The sequence below is a fragment of the Candidatus Hepatoplasma crinochetorum Av genome, from assembly GCF_000582535.1.
In the GTDB taxonomy this organism is placed as follows: domain Bacteria; phylum Bacillota_I; class Bacilli_A; order Mycoplasmatales; family Hepatoplasmataceae; genus Hepatoplasma; species Hepatoplasma crinochetorum.
The window spans coordinates 288,353-308,114 of record NZ_CP006932.1 but is presented as its reverse complement, the minus strand read 5'-3'; the positions used below and the strand labels follow the sequence as shown (position 1 = coordinate 308,114).

Sequence of the window (19,762 nt, the reverse complement as noted above, 5' to 3'; positions counted from 1 at the left end):
ATTTTATGTTAATCTTTGATTATATGAGTTGGAGAACAATATATATAAAAAATGACCAAAATATGCGGGTCGAAAATAACTCATTAATTGTAACTGGAGATCAAGAAAAATTAAAATTCTACATAAAAGATATAGATACAATAATAATTGATAATACAAGAACAAATATTTCAATTCCAGCAATTATTGAATTAAATAAAGAAAATATTCCAATAATTATAAATAATAGATCGCACGATCCTTCTTCTTTAATTCTTAATCTTTCCGGACATCATAATCCTCTTAAGAATTTTAATATGCAATTAGAATTATCATTAAGAGATAAACAGAGAGTTTGAAAGCAAATTATTGTCCAGAAAATAATAAATCAAAAAAATTTACTTACAGATTTAAAAAATAAAATAAATTTATCAAAAGATGATCTTGAAAAAATGAAGATATATCTTAAAAAAGTAAATCAAGGTGATACTAAGAATATGGAAGCTGTTGCTGCTAAATTTTATTTCAAAAAATTATTTGGAATATATCATTATTTTGTAAGAAGAGATGATAATCCTATAAATGGTGCTTTAAATTATGGATATAAGATTCTAGCAAGTAGAATTTCTTCTTCTATTGTAAAATTTGGTTTAAACCCTGCAATTGGATTTAAACATAAAGATCAACTTAATTATTTTAATCTTACTTATGATTTAATAGAACCTTTTAGACCTTTAATAGATTGAATAGTTTATGAAAATAATGAATTAATTCAAAATGATCATCTTGAATTAATTATAAGAATAAGATTAATAAAGGTTTTATCACTTGAAGTTATAATTGACGGAAAAGTAACAAAGGTAAGGCATGCAATAGATATTATGGTTAAATCAATTATTTCTTTTTTAGAAAATAAAAAAGAAAATTTATTGCTTCCTGAACTTCATCTTCCCTTAAATTTGCGAGAAAAAGAAAAAAATGAACTACAGGGAATCCCGTTTTAGACAGATGAATATTCTTCTTTTTTATGATTTACCAACAATTACAAAAAATGATCAAAGAAATTTTAATAAATTTCGAAATAATTTAATTAAATTAGGTTTTATTATGATTCAAGAATCTGTATATATGAAACCTTGCTATAATCATGATTGAGTAAAAAGAACAAAAATTAGAATTAAACAAATCCTTCCAGAAAAAGGAGATATTAGAATAATTATTGTAACAAATAAACAATATAGCGAAATAGAAATATTAAAAGGAAGAAAGAGTTTACAAGAATCTTATACAAATGATGAAGATTTTTTAATTATCTAAAAATGGAAATAATATTAAATCAATTTTATAATAATCAAAGAGTGAAAAGTGAAAATAATATATTATTAATATTCGGTGAAAATAATAGTGGAAAAACAATATTTGTTAATAATTTTGAATTGCTTTTAAAAAGAAAAACTTATCATATTTTCTCCGATGTTCAATATGAAGATACAAGAGATTATTTAATATTAAATGAGGAATGAGAATTAAAAAAAGAATTAAATTTGCAAAAGAAATCTTATCTCTTTCGCTTTCTTACTAACAATCTAATTTATTTTTTAGAAGAAAATAATATTGATCTTATTAGAAAAATTCAAGAAGAAAAAGAAATAAAATTAATTTTAAATAAAATAAAAAATATTATTAACTCAAAAATTAATGATTATTATATTGAACCTATTTTTAATTTCAAAAATGATTTTGATTTAATTAATCTTTTATTTAAATTGACAATTTATGATCAAGAACAAAATGAAATTGATGAAAAAAGACTTTCTCGTTCAGAACAATTAATGCTATATCTTAAATTATTAATTGATAGTAATACAAAAAATAAAATCTTTATTTTTGATTGTATAGATTCATCATTTAATGGAAAAAAATTGCAAGAATTTGCAACTTTAATTAATAAATTGAAAGAAAATAATTTTGTATTATTAACTACAAGAAATCCTCTTATTATTCGTAATCTTAAAATATCGATCGAAGAAATATTATTTTTAAACAAAAATAAATTGGAAAGATTTTATTTAAATAAAGAATTTTTATTAAAAAATTATTTTCTTTCAGATTATATTTTTGAAAAAGAACAAATTAAAACATCAGATCAATTTAATCAAAAAATTGAAGAATTAAAAATGGTAGCTGAAAAAAAAGATTATCAAAAAATTGAAGAAAATTTTATTAAAGATAAATTAAGTTATTTATTGTTAGATTTAGATCTTGAAAAAAAGGAATATCTTGGACCATATAGTTTTAAAAGTGAAAATGAAAAATTAAGAGATATTTTATTTTTTCGATTAAATGAAATAAAAGGAATTAATAAGGAATTTAAAAAATTAAAATTTCTTGATAATATTTATTAAAAATTTACTTATATAATCATTTTCAGTTTATTTTTTATTAATTTAAAATATTTTCGATTTTATTTACTATTTTACTATTAAAAATATCATTTAATATATTAGTTTTTATTTTAAAATGTTCTTTTTTCATAAAAATTGCCTTTTAATTTCTAAAAAATATATTACATTTTATATTTTTATACAAAAAATAGTAAATATATATTAATTTTTAATTTTATTTGTATTTTAATAAAATAAAAAGCCTACTTTAAAAAGTAGGCTTTGATTACAGGAGGATTATATAATAGGGTTACCTGTGTACCCTTAGATATTCCATAAAACAAAAAAATTGTTTTATTTTAAACCATTATCTTGATTAGTTGGTATTCATGAGTTGTTTAAAATGTTTTGAGTTGTATGGTATTCATGAATTTTTTAACTAGCTAACAGATAATTCGATATTATTATACATATTTTTAAAGCAAAAAAAATATTTTTTTAATAATTAATTTTTCTTATTTTTTTTAAAATTTAATCTTTTTAAACTAGCTGCAATAATAACTGCTAATGTATCATTTATAGCCATTGCAATTGCAGCAATTGAAGGAACTAATATTCCTCCTAAAGCTAAAGGGATTAAAATTATATTATATATACTAGCAACAATAAGACCAATATAAATTGTTTTTAATGTTTTTTGCGAAATATTTAATGCTTGATCAACAAGATTTAAATCATCATTTCTAATTGTAATATCGCTTGATTGTAAAGCAAGAGCAGAACCTGAACCAAGAGATATTCCCAAATCACTTGTTTCAAGAGCAATTGCATCATTTATTCCATCACCGACAAAACCAACACTGTAATTTTGATTTTTTAATTTTTCAATAATTGAAGCTTTTTCAGAAGGTAGAGTTTGATAAAAGACATTTTCGGATTTAATTCCAACTTTTTTTGCAATTTTTAAAGCAACATTTTTATGATCACCTGTAATCATAAAAATCTCAATATTTTTTGCTTTTAAGGAATTTATTACTTGATATGAATCTTTTCTAATTTCATCTTCAAGTTCAATATAACCAATTATTTTTTCTTTTGTAAATAAATAGATAACTATTTCATCACTTTTAATAAAATTTTTTTTATTATTATTTTTGTTTAAAATTTTTTTTGCAAATTCCAAAGAACCTAAATAATAAGTTTTATTATTATATTTTGCTTCTAATCCATCACCTACGATAGTTTTAATTTTTAAATTAAAATTATCTTTGAATAAATTTTTATAATTTTCAATTATTGATGTTGCAATTGGATGTTTTGAATATAATTCAATTGAATAAACTAATTTTAAATTCTCTTTATTTAAATTAGTTTTTTTAATTGCTAATTTACCTGTTGTAATTGTTCCTGTTTTATCAAAAGCAATTGCATTTATAATTTGTTTTTTCTCAAAGGGACGTTTCGAATTAAAGATAATTTCTTGCTTTAAAGCAACACCATTTGCTACAAGAATTGAAAGAGGGGTAATCATTGCAAAAGAACAAGGACAAGCTGTAACAAAAACAGTAACCATTACTAATAATCCTTTTTCTCATCCAGCAAAGATTGATCAAAGTGTAAGTGCTATAAATCCTAATATTAAAATAGTAGGAATCATAAATATAACAACTTTATCAGCTATTTTTTGATAATCAGATTTTGCTTCTTTTGCTTTTAATATTCCTTGGTGAATTTTACTAATAAGAGAATCTTGCAATTTATATTTAACTTTTATTTTTAAATATTGATCTGTAATTGTTCCACCGTAAACATCACTATTTCTTATTTTTTTAACTAATTTTGATTCACCTGTAAATGAAGCTTCATTTATTAAAGCTTCTCCTTTTAAAATAATTCCATCTACTGGAATTACTTCTCCAGGATAACAAATTATAATATCATTTTCTTTTAAATCTTTTGTTGCGATTTTTTGTTCTTTTTTGTTTTTTAAGATAATTGCTTCTTCTACAAATAAATCATTAATTGCAGTAATTTCATTTACTGTTTTTTCTGTAACGTAAAATTCAATTATTCTTCCAATATAAATAATTACAGATACTTCGACAAAAGCTGCAAACAAAAGATATAAAGAATCACCATTATTAAAATTTGTAATAAGCCAATTATTTGCTTTTAAATCTGTAAAATTTATTCCTATTGCAATTATTGAAAAAATATAAGAAGTAAAAACAGAAATTGTAACTAATAAATCATCTGAAATTGTTTTTTTAAAAGCATCTCTAATTGAATTTATTAAATATTCGTAACTTATTAAAATAAGAATTATTGTAGAAAGAGAAAATTGTCATCAAATATTTACAAATAAATCTGGAAGTAAATTTGAATCAGAATTAAAAATCATTAAAATCTCTGTTCAAAGAAAAATTATTAGAATAATAATTCCGATAATTAATTTAAATAAACGAAATTTTAAAATATCAAAAGAAATTCTTTTCTTTGTTGCTTTTATTTCTGTTTCCATATATTAATATAATTTTAAATTAATTGATATAAAAGCTAAAAAGAATTATATAAATTTAAAACTTCAAATTCTAATTGTTTATAATTTTTGCTTTTAAAATAAGTATTTTTGAAATTTTCTGCCATCAAGATTTTATTATGTGAGGACATTTTAAAATCATTAAGATTATTTTTATGTAAAATATTTTGATCAAGATATCATTCGATCGCTCTTCTTTTAAGAACATGAATTAATCTATTAGAAATTCTTGTTTTTTCATTATCATAATCAATCAAAGCTTTTGCATTTAAAAAATTATTTAATTTTGCAATTGCTTCAAAATTAATATTTGCTATTCCTCCTGTATCAATAATTACTAAATCTTTAATTTTATTTCTTTTTGCAATTGCTTCTAAAATTAAACGATCACTTATCCCTTCTACAAAAAGAATCTTTTTTCTAATTTTTTCTCCTGTATACTCTGCTAATTGTTGCAATAAATTTGGTTTTAAATTTTTTTCAACATGATCTACCATATAAAATACATCAAGTAATCTTGTATCAAATTTATTCATTGCATGAACAATAACTTTAGGAGATATTGTAGAAAAAAAAGTTTGTCCAGAAAATTTATAAGAAAAATCCAATAATTTTTCAATTTTGGATTCTTTTAATAAATTTTCAACTTTTAAGAAAACAATTATTCGGTTCTTAATAAAATTAATTCTTTCTTTTCTTGTTTCTAAATCTTTTAAAATTTGATCAATTTCTTCTTCTTTTTCAATAAATTTAATATATACTCTACTAATTAAATTAAAATTAACACTTTCTTTATAATCTACTTTTAAATTTTTGTTTATCTTGATATATGTTTCTTTTTTTGAATTAAAATAAGTTATTTTTAATAAAAACTTATGGTAATTAAAATCAATATTTTTTTTAAGATCTTGATGAAGATATTTTAAATCTATTTTATGAAATTTACGAATATCTTTAATTGCTCGTAAGATATCAATTAAATCTAAATTACCTTCTTCTTCGGTTATTCCAAAAATTAAATTGTTTTTTTTAAAACGAAAATGATTATCTATTCAAGGTCCCAAATAATGAATAGTAACTGTTTTAATATAAAGTTGTTGCATTTATTAATCCTCAATTAAAAGTTTAATAATCTATACAATTATTTCAGCTTGATCAAGAATAATTGTTTTATTTCTTCTTAAATCTATCTTACCACGAATAATAATTCCTATTCCTATTTTTAATTTTTGTTCTAGCTCTTGATATTTTCTTGGTCAAATGGTAATTGAGATTTTTTCCGATTGATCTTTAATCTCTAAAAAAGCCATTTCTTGATTATTTTTTGTCTTAATTTTACGTATGGAATTTATAATTCCAAAAACTTTTATATCTTGATCTTGAATTAGATTTAATTCTTTTATCAAAAGTAAATCTTTACTTTGTTTTTTTGATAATTTATTTTGATATTTAATAAAATCATTAGCTTCCAATAAAAATCCTAATGCTTCCTTTTCAAATTGTTGATAATTATCTTTTTCGTATTCTTTTAATTTTGGTTTTTCATCAACTATTGAATAATCAATTTTATAATTATCACCATCTTTTAATAAAACAAGTTTTGCATATTCAGAAATTATCTTTAGATTATTAAGCATTGTATTTCTTGTAAGTAAAAAAGAATCTAATGCTCCTCCTTTAATTAAAAATTCAAGTTGCTTAATTGATAATTTAATTTTTTGCATACGAACAACAAAATCTATAAAATCAAGATATTTTCCATTATTTCTTTCTTTTGTTAATTCATTTATTGTTTGCTTTCCTAAACCATTAATAACTTCTAATGCAAGAAAAATTTGATCATCTTTTAAAAAATAATTGTAATTTGTTGCGTTTATATCAGGATATTTTACTTTAATTTTAAAATATTGAGCTTCTTCAATGTATTGGATTGTTTTATTATCATTTCCAATTGATTGATTTAATAAACAGACAATAAATTCTTGTGGATAGTAAGTTTTAAGATATGCTAATCAATATGTAATAAAAGAATAAGAAACAGCATGTGAACGATTAAAACCATAAAGAGCAAACTCAAATATTAAATCGTAAATTTTAATTGCAATTTCTTTTGAATAATTATTATTAATAGCACCATCAATAAAATCATGTTTTAATAAATTAAGTTCTTCGCTATTTTTCTTTGAAATTGCTTTTCTTAATAAATCTGCTTTTGCAAGTGTAAATTTAGAAATTTTTTGTGCTATTTCCATTATTTGTTCTTGGTAGATAATAATTCCATATGTTTTTTTAAGAATAGGTTCTAATTGAGGAATAAGATAAGAAATTTTTTCTTGTTGATTTTTTCTTTTTATATAGTGATCAATTTGCTTAATCGGACCAGGACGAAAAAGAGAAATTGTGGCAACAATGTCTTCAAATTCTGTTGGTTTGATTTTCATTAATACATCACTCATTCCTGGGGATTCAAGTTGAAAAATACCTAAAGTTTTTCCTTGCATTAATAATTTAAAAACTTTTTGATCTTTATAATCTATCTTTTGTAAATTAATTTCTTTGTTTTCTGTATTCTTTATTAAATTAATAATTTTTTTAAGAAAGGTAAGATTTCTTAATCCTAAAAGATCAATTTTTAATAATTGATTTTCTTCAAGATAATTCATTGAATATTGTGTTTGATTATATTGATTACTATAACCTTTTTGAATGGGAACTAAATTATCAATTTTTTGATAAGAAATTACAATTCCTGCAGCATGTGTTGAAAATTGTCTAGGAAGTCCTTCGATTTCCTTTGCAATTTGATATCCTTTTGCAAAATTGATATTTTCTTCGATCAAGTATTTAAAATTTTTATTTTTTTTATATGATTCTTGTAAACTAATTCGATCATCTAAAATTTTTGTTACTCTATTTGCTTCAGAAGGAGAAATTTTTAAAAAACGAAAAACATCTTTTAGGGACATTTTTGCTTTTAAAGATTGAAAAGTTATAATTTGTGCAAAATGATCTTTATGATATTTATTTCTTAAATAAAGAAATAATTCTTCTCTTCTTTCATCTTCAATATCGATATCGATATCAGGAAAAGAAATTCGATCAGGATTTAAAAATCTTTCAAAATAAAGATTTAATTTAATTGGATCAGCTAATGTAATATTTAAAAGAAAAGCAACAATTGAACCAGCAGCAGATCCTCTTCCTGGTCCAACATATATTTCTTTATTTCTAGCATATCTTATTAAATCAAATACTATTAAAAAATAATTAGTAAATTTCATTTTTTTGATTACGGAAAATTCATAATCTAGTCTTTTTTGGTATTTTTTTTGATTTAATAAAGCATATTTACTTTTTTTAAAATATTTTTTTAAGCTTTCATTTAATAAAAAATATAAATATTGATCTTGATCTTTAAATTTAGAATCAATTGAAAAAGAAGGTAATTTAAATTTTTTATTAAATTCAAATTGTAGATTTATTTGCTCAATAATTTTTTGATATTTTTCTGCAATATCATTTCCATATTTTTCGATAAATTTGCTATTTTTAAGTAGCTTTTCTTGAATTATTGGTGATTTTTTATTTCCTATTTCATTAAATATTTTTAATGCTTCAAATTGTTTTTCATTTACTACTAGATGTTGTGGAAAGTTTTGATAATTATTTAATACTATTAAATCATCATCATTTAAATAAATATCAATTTCTTTATTATTTTCTTCTGTATTTATGATTGAAGAAATTTTTACTAATTTATAATATCCATTTAAATTTTTTGCAAATAAAATAATGTTTAATGCACTAATTTCAAGACCAATAATTGCTTTTAAATTATTTTTAGCACAAGCTTTTATAAAAGGATAAATAAGATACATTGTATCTTTTTCTACAAGACAGGCATTTTGATAATTATTATCTAATGCAAAATTAATAATATCTTCTAATTTTAGAAGAGAAGTAAAAAAATTAAAAGATGACTTTGTAATTAAATTTATATTTAAATCTGATTTTATCATTTTATTAATTATACTTAATAAATAAAAAAGCAAAGATTAAAATTCCCTGCTTTTATTATTATTATTTCTTATTTAAATTAAATTTCTTTATTTAAAAGATCATATTTTTCTTTTGTTTTAGAATATTCCCTAAATCTTATTATAAAAATTACAATAATAGCAATTAATAAAATAAGAATTATTGCTGCAACAACTATTATTCCAATGAAAAATCCCTGTGACATTTTTGTTGTTCCTGAAATTCCAATATTTCCATTTTCATTAATTAATTGAATTTCATTGTTTCCATCTCCATCACTAAATGGAATTCAGATATCTGGATTATTGCTATCTGAATATCACCCATAAATTGTTGTAACTTCATATGTTGTACTTGAATCTAAATTTGTTGCTTCAAAAAGCAAATCATATGTCTGATCACCATTATCTGAAATATCATAAAGATTTATATTTGCATTATCAGGAAAATTTTCATCATTATCAGCGTGTTGATTCATTGAAAATGCATAAATAGTTTCTCCTGTAACATCTTGAGAATTAAGAACAAATTCTTCAGGAACAGCAAAAACTGTAAATTTTATACTATCCCTACCAACACTATCGATTGATGCTGTAAATTGATTATCTACTGCTTGAACATCTATATTTTTGCTCATAGATAAAAAATCATCTCCATTTTTATTAGAAATTCCAAAAATTCCTAATAAAATTGTAAAAGCAAAAACAAAAGAAAGAAATTTATTTTTTAACATTGTGATTTTAGTAAAATTAACTCCTTATTTATATTTTATATTATTAATTGTATTTAATGTTAATTCGTTTAAAATTTTAACAATCAAATCGGCTGTTTTTTGTGCATCTTTTAAATCAATTATTGAATTATGAGAATGCATATATCTAGATGGAATTGAAATTGTCATTGTAATTACACCATTTTTTGTAAGGTGAATTGTTCCTGCATCAGTCCCTCCTCCAGTAAGTGAATCAATTGTATAATTAATATTATTTTTCTCAGCTATTTCTTTTATTTTTTGAAAAAGATTAGGATTCGCAAGAATTGAACTATCAAATAAAGAAAGAGCTGGTCCTGATCCTAATTTTGTATCATTTAAAATCAATCCAGGTGTATCATTTGCAATTGTTACATCAACTGCAAAAGCAATATCTGGTGTTCATTTGTAAGAAGATGTTTTGGCTCCGCGAAGTCCAACTTCTTCTTGTGTAGAACAAATAAATATTACTGTTGCTTCAAGTTCTTTATTTGCAATTTGATTCATTATTTCAATTCCTGTTGCAATTGAAATACGATTATCAAAAGCTTTTCCAATAAGTCTATCATTTAATATTTTATGAACATTAGTTTGATAAGGAACAACTTGGTCACCAATATTAATTCCTAAAGATAAAACATCTTCTTTGCTCTTAGCACCAATATCTATAAATAAACTTTTAATTGGTAGTACTTTTTGTGCTTCTTCTCTTGTTAATAAATGGGGTGGTTTTGAACCAACAACACCGATAATACTTTTATTTTTTTCTGTAATTATTCTTAATAATTGACCTAAAAGAACATGACTTCATCACCCTCCAATTGGTGAAAAATTTAAAAATCCATCTTTTGTTATGTTTGTAATCATAAATCCAACTTCATCCATATGTGTTGTAAATGAAATAATTGGATGATCTTTTTTACCTTTTTTGATAAAAGCAACTGATCCTAAACCATCTCTTTCAATAATTATGTTTTTCATTGATTTAAATTCTTTTTTAAGATAATCAACAATACCTTCTTCTCTTGAAGAAATACCATTTAAATTTGACAAATCAATCGCATTTCTTAAAAGATTTGAGCTTACTTTTATTTTTTCTGTTTGTTTTTGATTTTGTGAATTTTTTACTTCTTTTTTTGCTTTATTTTCTTTTGTAATCATTTTAATTTCCTTTATTTAAGTTTAAAAAAACTTTCTAAATAATCTCCTACTCCACCTTCATCATTTGTTAAATTAGTAACATCTTTTGCATGAGATTTTACAACTTCACTTGCATTTCTCATTGCAACACCAACAGCAGCTGCTTCCAACATTTCAAGATCATTCTCACCATCACCAAAAGCAATTGTATTTGAAATTGGAATATTATAATAAGAAGAAATAAATTGAAGAGCACTCCCTTTTGTAATTGATTTTGTATTTACTTCTAAATAAACAAAATCCTTTCCATCTAATGCATCTCAATATCTAAACAAAAATGTCTCTCCGTATTTTCTTTTAAGTTCAATAAGTAAAGCAGATTTATTAAAATCTTTTTTTGGCTCAAGTTTAAAAATAAGAGATTGAGGATTTATTGGTAAAGCAAAATCTTTACTAATTTCAATTACTTTTGGACCATAATGAATGTGAAATTTGTTTAACAATTCCTTATCAGTTGCATCTAAAATATAAGTTGTATCATAACACTCTACAACAAAATTTTTGAAATATTTTTTAATACTTGTACGATTTAATAATCCATCAAAATATTTTCGATTCATTGCAGAAGTATATGGTAAAAATCCCTCATCATTTGGATTATGAATGGAAGCTCCATTATAATTTGCAACAACTGTTCTTAATCCTATTTTTTTATAAACTTCTTCTGTATCTCTTCAAGGTCTTCCGGTTACTATTGCTACTTTATGACCTTTATCTATTAATTTTTTTAAAACTTTAATATTAAGAGGATTGATATCATAATTAGGAATATTTTTTAAAAGATCTTCTTTTGAAGGTGTTTTTAATAAAGTTCCGTCCAAATCAATTGTAATTAATCAATATGGACTATGAACAATTGTTGGATTTATAAAGTATTTTTCCTGTTTATAATTAATATTTTTATTATGCATAATTTAACCTTTATTATAAAATAAGACCAAGTTGATTCTTAATTTTAAATAGATTTTTGTTTGCTTCATCTTTTAAATATTTTAAATTATAATTTAAAATATTTTGTAATTTATTATCATCATACTCAAAATATTTATTTTGGATTTTTTCAAGTAAATCACAAACTGCATTAGCAACAATTTCTTTAAATTTGCGATAATCATTTAAATCTTTAAATTTATTCTCTGCTTCTTTTATTGAAATATTTTTAATTGCACTATAAATAACAAGCAAATTTGATATTCCTGCCTTTTCTTTCAAATTATAATAAATTTTATTTTCGGAATCTGTAAGTGCTTCTAAAATTTTTTTTCTTGCTATTTTTAGATCATCAAGAAGAAAAATAGTATTTGCAGGATTTTTATCAGATTTAGACATCTTTTGTAAAGGATTTTTAAGAGCCATTACTCTTGATCCTTCTTCAATTTTAGCAATTTTACTTTTAATTAATTTTATATTAGTATGATAATCACGATTTAATTTTAAAATTAAATCTCTTGTAAATTCAAGATGTTGTTTTTGATCATCGCCAACTACAACATAATCTGGATCAAAAAGAATGATATCAGCAGCCATTAAAATTGGATAAAGTAAAATTCCTGTAGGAATTTTAAAAGTTGAATTTGTTTGTTTTGTTGCCTTGTCTTTGTATTGTGTCATTCTTTCTAATTGTCCAATTGTTGTAAAAGTAGATAAAAGATAAAAAAGTTCATTTACTTCTTCTATTTGCGATTGTAAATAAATTTTGCTCTTTTTTGGATCAATTCCAATTGCAAGATATAATTTTAAATTTTCCTTTACATTTCTAAGTAATTGATCTTTTGTAATTGGAATTGTAAGAGCATGTAAATTTGCAATAAAAATTACTACTTCATTATTTTGATTTTCTTGTAATTTTAATAAATTATTTAATGAACCAATATAATTTCCTAGTGTTAATCTTCCAGTAGAAGTAAGGCCAGAAAATAAACGTTTCTTTTCCATAAAATTTCCTTTTTAATTATTTTCTAAAAAATTACAATTTAAGACAATTGGAATAACAATTGGTGATGTTTTTCTTTTTTGATAAATTTCATTACGTACAGAATTACGAATTATTTCTTTAATTCCATTAAATGTTACTCTTTTTTCACTACGATAATAAAGTTCAAGATTACTTTTTATTTTTGTTTCAATTTGAGCAATAAATGCACGGTTTTTTTGTTGATTAAATGTTCCATAACTTGCAAATTCAGGATTTATAATAATTTTATTTTCTTTTGAATTAATTCCAATAGTAATTGTAATAACACCAAATTCACTCATTGAATTACGATCTGTAATTACTTTTGATGATTGCCCTTTTAAATTTGTATCATCAATGTAAATATCATCTGTAGGAACATAATCATCTAATGTTACTTTTCCAGAAAATATTTTTAATTTTCTTCCATTTGGAATAATAAAAATATTTTCTTTTTTTATACCAGCAGCAATTGCAGTTTTAGCATGCTTTACTTGCATTACAGTTTCTCCATGAATTGGAAAAAAATAAAGTGGCTTAAATAAATTAATCATTAATAATTGTTCTTGCATTCCTCCGTGTCCAGAAGCATGAACACCAGGATAATTATAATTATTAATCAATTTAACACCTTTTTTAATTAAGTTATTTACTACTTTTTCAATATTTTCATAATTTCCTGGAATTTCGCTTGAAGCAAAAATAACAGTATCTTTTTCATTTAAATGAATTTCTTTATGTCTTCCATCAGACATTTTTGTAAGTGCGGCTGTTGGTTCGCCTTGTGTTCCTGTTGAAATAATAAATAATTGATTTTCTTTATATTTATCCATATCTTTAAAATCAATTATTACTTCTTCTCCTAGATTAAGATATTTAATTTTACGAGAAATTTTGATAATTTTATCCATTGAATAACCAAATACAACAATTTTACGTTTGTATTTAATTGCAATTTTAATAAGTTCTCGCACACGAAAAACATTTGAGGCAAAAGTGGCGGCGATAATTCGCCCTTTTGCTTTACTTGCAATATCATCAATATTTTCCGCTACTTGTTTTTCTGAAATTGAAAATTTTTCTGATTGCGCATTTGTTGAATCAGATAAAAGTAAAGTAACACCTTCATTTCCAAATGATGCCATTTTATAAAGATCTGCTTTTGCTCCTACTGGTGTAAAATCAAATTTAAAATCGGCAGTAGTAACCACAGTTCCATGTTTTGATTTAAATCTTGCACCGAAGCAATCAGGAATTGAATGATTAACATTAAAAAAATCAATTTTAAAATTAAGTGTTTTAATTACTGATTTATTATTAATAATTTCAATTTTTTGTCTTGGAACTTGTCTCTCACTAAGTTTTGATCAAATTAAATTGGCAGCGATTCTTCCTGCATAAATTTTTGGAATATCAACAGAATTTAAAAGATGGGGAATTGATCCAATATGATCTTCATGCCCATGAGTAATAATTAACCCTTTAATTCTCTTTTGATTCTTTTCCAATCATTCAAATGATGGAATCACTCCCTCTACACTAATTTCTGCAGCAAACATAATTCCTGAATCAATGATTCAAAGCTCATTTCCTTGCTCTACAATATACATATTTTTTCCAACTTCACCTAAACCACCAAGTGCATAAACATACATTGGTGGAATTTTTTTAAGATTTAACTGGAATGATTCGTTTTTATCCTCATCATTCATAATGTAAAACTCCTTTGTTTTCTATATTTTTATTTTATAAATCCATTATTATTACAATTTAATTGCCTTTTTATCACTTAAAACAAATGGTTGTAATTTATTTATTCTATCATAGAATAAAATTCCCAAAAGATGATCTATCTCATGTTGTAAAACAATTGCAGTTAATCCTTTTGCATCTATTTCCACTTCACGATCTGTAAAATAATCAATTGCAACAAGTTTTATTCCGTAACTTCTTAAAACATATCCAGGATGAGAATTATTCACAGAAAGACATCCTTCGCCTCCGGCTAGATATGCTTTTTTATCTGTATATTGAATTACTTTAGGATTTACTAAAGCAAATTCTTCTGTTTCTTTTCCGAATTCATTTGGAACATGAACAAAAAGCATTTTCTTTGGATATCCCAATTGAATCGCACTCATACCATATGCTGGTCTCAATTCTCTTTTATCTTTTTCATCAAGATTAGGATCAACTGAACTACGAACATAATCAATCATTTGATGCATAATAATCTTGTCTTCTTTTGTAAGTGGATAAGGAACATCGAATGAAACTTCACGCAAAATTGGATTAGTATCATCAATAATATTTTTTACTGAAATTCTATCTTCTTGTTTTATTTTAACTTTATTTTGTTGTACCATAATATAATAAATTTTCGTATTTTATATTAATAAATATTATAAATTAAATTTTTTAAATTTAAAATTCATCATTATATTCAATTGTAAAATATGTATCTTTTACGGTGATAATATCACCTTGTTTTAATCCTTTTTCTTTTAATTTTGCAATTATTCCTTTATTTGAAAATTTTTTAATGATTCTTAAATAATTTTCAAATGTTGTAAGTGGTATTCTATTTGCTCAATATTTTGGATATTTTCCATTTATTATTCAAACATTTTCCTTTTTTTCAATATCAAAACTCAAATCTTCTTCTTGATATTTATGATAAATAAATTCTTCTGTTTTATCTAAATTATTATCATATTTATTATTTTCCTTTATTTTTTTTAAAATGATAATAATTTCTTTAATTAATAAATCTAATCCTTCTTGTTTAATTGCACTAATAAAAAAGATTTTTTTATTTTTAAAAGATTTTTTTATTTTTAAAATCTGGTCTTGATTTAAAAGATCTTTTTTTGTAATTACAATTATTTCAGGAATCTTTACTAATTTTTTTGAGTACAAAATTAATTCTTTTCTAATTAATTTGTAATTTTTGAAAATATCAATCTGATCGCCCGAAATAAGATGTAATAATAATTGTGTTCTTTCTAAATGTTTTAAAAAAGATATTCCCATACCTTTATTTAAATGTGCTCCAGAAATAAGACCAGGAAGATCTGTAATTACAAAGCTATCTTCATAATATTTTACGACACCTAATTGAGGTTTTAAAGTAGTAAATTGGTAATCAGCAATTTTAGGTTTTGCTTTTGAAATCACAGAAATTAAGGTTGATTTTCCAGCATTTGGTAATCCTAATAAACCAACATCAGCAAGTAATTTTAAATTTAAAATAATTTCGATAAAATCTGTCTTTTCTCCCTTTTCATAAATTGTAGGAGCATTATTTTGTGAAGATTTAAAAGAAGCATTGCCTCTCCCCCCTTTTCCTCCTTTTGCTGCAATAAATAATTGATTATTATAGCTAAGATCTATTATTTTTTTATCATTAATAATAATCTCTGTTCCAATAGGAACTTCAATAAATAAATCTTTTCCATTTGCTCCAGTCATATTTTTAATATCACCGTTTTCGCCGTTTTCTGCTTTATAAATAGATTTACCACGAAAATTTAATAAAGTATTTAGATTTGTTGTTGCTTTAAAATAGATTGAACCACCGTTCCCTCCATTTCCACCAGAAGGTCCTCCTCGCTCAACATATTTTTCACGATGAAATGATAATTTACCATCTCCACCGTTTCCTGATTTTATTTTTATTTTTGCTTCATCAATAAATGTTATATTTTTCATATTCTATAAAAAATATTTTACTAAGGCTAATGCAACAATTGCTGCTGTTTCAGTTCGTAAAATATTTTCACCTAAAGAAACTAATTTTGCTTTTTTTAATTCAAATAAATTAATTTCCTCTTTGCTAAACCCTCCTTCAGGACCAATAAATATAAAAATTCTTTTGAATTTTTTAAGATCATATAAATAATTTTTAATATTATTAGTAATTGGATTAGCTTTTTCATAAAAAAATAATAGTAAATCACTTTTGACAAATTTAATTTCCTCTATTGATTTTAAATAAAAAAGTTCAGGAATTTTAATTCTATTAGATTGCTCTGAAGCTTCTTTTAAAATTTTTTTAAAACGCTCATTTTTTTTTACAATGTCAGAAAATAAATTATTTGAATAAATTGTTTTTCAAAGATATATTTTATCTACACCAATTTCTGTTGCTTTTTGCAAAATTATTGATAACTTTTTATTTTTAGGAAAACTTTGTACTAAAATTAGTTCTATTTTTTTATTGATAATTTTTTCTTGTAATTCTTTTTTTAAAATTATTTTTTCATTTATCAAATTACAAAGATATTCTTTATTATTTTGAATAACAACAAAATCTTCATCTTTTTGAATTCTTAAAACCTTTGTTAATTGATGAAGAATTTTTTTAGATGGATTTATTTGATTATTATTAAATTTTTCATCTATGAAAAAGCGATGCATTATAATCTATTAAACTTTCTATTTATTAGCAAATGAATTATAAATTATTTAATTATTATTTTTATCATCTTGATCTTCTTTTAAATTTAATTTATTAGAAAAAGTTTTATGTGTTGTTTTTGGTTGATATTCTGATGTTTTTATTGTTTTATCATTTTTAATAATATCTTCTTGTGACAAAGTATCTCAATTTTCAAAAGTATATTCAATTTTTTCAGCTGTTTTTTTGTTGTAAACGTAGTTCAAGTAATAAAATGTCAAAATCGCAATAAATAATAAAATAAACGCAATTAATAAAACATAAGCAAAAATAGGAAATTTAGTAGATCCTGAAATAAACGGAGGAACTGCACTTAAAGTAAGATTTTCTGTTTGAACTTCACCAACTACATTTTTTTCAGTAACAGTAAGCATAAAATCACTATATTCAGCATTTTCATCTAAATTTTCTACTTTATATTGATAAATTTCATTTATTTCAGATAAAGAAGAATTATTTTGATTATTATTTAAGTTCTGTACATATATTGCATCTAAAACAACATCTTTAGATTCACCATTTGAAGTTTCTATTGCATTTAATTTTACAACTTGATCGTTTTCAAGATCAAAATCACCATTTGCAAAGAAATAAAGATCAAAATAAAAACTTGTATCTGTTTCATCTTCATCATTTTCTATTATTTTAAAATTATTATTGGTAGCTAAAATTGGATTTCGCATTAAAGTATAAGTTTGATAATCGATATCTTTTGTTACTAATTCATTATTAATATCATAAATATTTAAATAATTAAGATAAATTAAAGAATTTGAATTATTAGGTTTAAGATTTATTTTAAAATAATAACTTATAATTCCATTTTGATCAGTTTCTACTCCTTCAAATGATAATTTATAATAAGAGTCATCAAATGTTACATTATTGACTTTAAGATTTAAATTAATTTCATTAAGTGAACGATCACTATTTATTTTAACATCACTAATTTTAAATTCTAATTTTTCAGTTGTTTGTGTAATTAATTGAGATTTTCCTGCATAAACCGTTTCATTTATTTTATGAATTCAATTATAAGTAGAAACTTGATAATAAATTATTTCGCCATTATCATCAATTATTAATTTAACTAAATATTCAAGTTCATCATTTGTTTTAACTAAATAAACATTTGATACTTCTGTTTCTTCAAAATTAATAATTTCTTTATTATAAATTGGTGATGTATATCCATCTATTGATGTTTCTTCTGTTTCTGTAAGTAAATTAAAATTAATTATTTTAAGATTATTTTCTGTAAAATCATTAACATTACTTTTATAGAGATAATTATTATCTTGATTATCTGTATTTATTGCATAGATATCAGAATTATTAAAATGATTTTCTTTTATTTCATAATAAGAAAGATTATAATTATCTACTTTGAAGAAAATATCTATTGTAAGTAAATAATTTTGGTAATAATAGATTTGATAAAAATTTCGATCTGTTTTGAAAATTAAATGATTATAATCTGATGTTCCATTTGTTGCTTCTAAATAAAGAGATAAAACAGGTCCTTCAATTGGACTATCATTTTTTATTTGTGAAGTTATTCCTTGATTTTTTTCATAAGTATAATAATATGATTTATCTAAATCTGAATCATAAGAATAAATTAAAATAGGAGATAATAAACTATCTTGATTTTTATCAAAATCAAAAATATCTTTTCCATATTGATAAACAGCCCCTTGATCAGTAACAGCAAAAAGATAATTATCAGTCATCGTAAAATCAATAATTTTTCCCTGATTTAAATATGTAAAATCAAAATAAGAATTGCTATCTTGATCATATTGATAAAGTGTTTGATCTAATAATAAATCTCCATTTGCAAATAAAATAATGAATTGATTATTAATATAACCAAAATCAATAATTTCTTCTAAATTAACTTCTTCAGGAATTTCAAAATAAAGATAATCATAAGAATAATAATCTGTAAAATAACCAATTAATAAATTACTATCATCACGGAAATAAAAATTTGTATTTCAATTATTTCAGGAATTTTGCTGAAAATTTAAATCATAAGTTATTTCCATTGCATTTTTAAATATTTCTTTTCCTTGTAAAAATAGATTATTATTAATCTCTTTTTCAATTCAATTTTCAGAATTATCAGGACTTACTTGTAATGTTAAATCATAATTATTTTGATAAATAATTTTATTTTCTAAATCAAAATAAAAAGACTGATCTAATCCGACAATTAATTGATTGATATCAGTTTGATTATTTTGATATTTAGGAAATTTAAAATCAGCAGTTTTATTATTTATATCAATTTTAAAACTACCAAAAAGCAATCCTGATGTAAGAATTATTAAAGAAAAAATATTAAAAATAAATTTTTTCATTAAAACAATTTATTAACCCCAATTTTTATATTTTATTAATGTTTAACAATCTAAAATCTAAAAATACACATAATAATTTTAATGATAAACTA

The 19,762-nt window shown here is 22.4% G+C and carries 15 protein-coding genes; 3 read left to right on the top strand and 12 right to left on the bottom strand.

Annotated elements, in window-relative coordinates; genetic code table 4:
• The first annotated feature begins 5 nt into the window (after window positions 1–5).
• From cas1 to X271_RS01350, 3 genes are read left to right on the top strand one after another with little or no spacing between them, the layout of a single operon-like run.
• Window positions 6–983, top strand: coding sequence for a type II CRISPR-associated endonuclease Cas1 (cas1, locus tag X271_RS03125; protein WP_128571632.1), 978 nt, complete (start codon window positions 6–8; stop codon window positions 981–983).
• Window positions 984–987: 4 nt separating this feature from the next.
• Window positions 988–1,296, top strand: coding sequence for a CRISPR-associated endonuclease Cas2 (cas2, locus tag X271_RS01355; protein WP_128571630.1), 309 nt, complete (start codon window positions 988–990; stop codon window positions 1,294–1,296).
• 2 nt (window positions 1,297–1,298) lie between these two features.
• Window positions 1,299–2,384, top strand: coding sequence for an OLD family protein (locus X271_RS01350; protein ID WP_025208679.1), 1,086 nt, complete (start codon window positions 1,299–1,301; stop codon window positions 2,382–2,384).
• Window positions 2,385–2,868: 484 nt separating this feature from the next.
• Here X271_RS01350 and X271_RS01345 read toward each other — a convergent pair whose 3' ends face one another.
• The 12 genes from X271_RS01345 to X271_RS01290 all read right to left on the bottom strand — a co-directional run bounded on the left by X271_RS01345 (window position 2,869) and on the right by X271_RS01290 (window position 19,670).
• Window positions 2,869–4,884, bottom strand: coding sequence for a heavy metal translocating P-type ATPase (locus tag X271_RS01345; RefSeq protein ID WP_025208678.1), 2,016 nt, complete (start codon window positions 4,882–4,884; stop codon window positions 2,869–2,871).
• Between the two features lie 35 nt (window positions 4,885–4,919).
• Window positions 4,920–6,005, bottom strand: coding sequence for a toprim domain-containing protein (locus X271_RS01340; RefSeq protein ID WP_025208677.1), 1,086 nt, complete (start codon window positions 6,003–6,005; stop codon window positions 4,920–4,922).
• A gap of 30 nt (window positions 6,006–6,035) precedes the next feature.
• A complete protein-coding gene (gene dnaE / locus X271_RS01335) occupies window positions 6,036–8,921 on the bottom strand; it encodes a DNA polymerase III subunit alpha (RefSeq protein WP_128824170.1) in 2,886 nt (961 codons plus the stop codon).
• A gap of 77 nt (window positions 8,922–8,998) precedes the next feature.
• Window positions 8,999–9,673, bottom strand: coding sequence for a hypothetical protein (locus tag X271_RS01330; RefSeq protein ID WP_025208675.1), 675 nt, complete (start codon window positions 9,671–9,673; stop codon window positions 8,999–9,001).
• Window positions 9,674–9,697: 24 nt separating this feature from the next.
• Window positions 9,698–10,852, bottom strand: a complete 1,155-nt coding sequence (locus X271_RS01325) for a M42 family metallopeptidase (RefSeq protein WP_128571629.1) — start codon at window positions 10,850–10,852, stop codon at window positions 9,698–9,700.
• A gap of 11 nt (window positions 10,853–10,863) precedes the next feature.
• Window positions 10,864–11,802, bottom strand: coding sequence for a Cof-type HAD-IIB family hydrolase (locus X271_RS01320; protein WP_025208673.1), 939 nt, complete (start codon window positions 11,800–11,802; stop codon window positions 10,864–10,866).
• A gap of 13 nt (window positions 11,803–11,815) precedes the next feature.
• Window positions 11,816–12,826, bottom strand: a complete 1,011-nt coding sequence (trpS, locus tag X271_RS01315) for a tryptophan--tRNA ligase (RefSeq protein ID WP_025208672.1) — start codon at window positions 12,824–12,826, stop codon at window positions 11,816–11,818.
• A 12-nt stretch (window positions 12,827–12,838) separates the two neighbouring features.
• Window positions 12,839–14,557: a ribonuclease J gene (locus X271_RS01310; RefSeq protein WP_025208671.1), complete on the bottom strand. Its 1,719-nt coding sequence runs from the start codon at window positions 14,555–14,557 to the stop codon at window positions 12,839–12,841.
• Window positions 14,558–14,608: 51 nt separating this feature from the next.
• Window positions 14,609–15,211 (bottom strand): peptide deformylase, encoded by a 603-nt coding sequence (def, locus tag X271_RS01305; protein WP_128571628.1) that lies wholly within the window; start codon window positions 15,209–15,211, stop codon window positions 14,609–14,611.
• Window positions 15,212–15,269: 58 nt separating this feature from the next.
• A complete protein-coding gene (gene obgE / locus X271_RS01300) occupies window positions 15,270–16,556 on the bottom strand; it encodes a GTPase ObgE (protein WP_128824169.1) in 1,287 nt (428 codons plus the stop codon).
• Between the two features lie 3 nt (window positions 16,557–16,559).
• Window positions 16,560–17,264 carry an RsmE family RNA methyltransferase gene (locus tag X271_RS01295; protein WP_038462241.1) on the bottom strand — a complete coding sequence of 235 codons (705 nt, stop codon included), beginning with the start codon at window positions 17,262–17,264 and terminating at the stop codon, window positions 16,560–16,562.
• 48 nt (window positions 17,265–17,312) lie between these two features.
• A complete protein-coding gene (locus X271_RS01290; RefSeq protein WP_025208669.1) occupies window positions 17,313–19,670 on the bottom strand; it encodes a hypothetical protein in 2,358 nt (785 codons plus the stop codon).
• Between the last annotated feature and the right edge of the window lie 92 nt (window positions 19,671–19,762).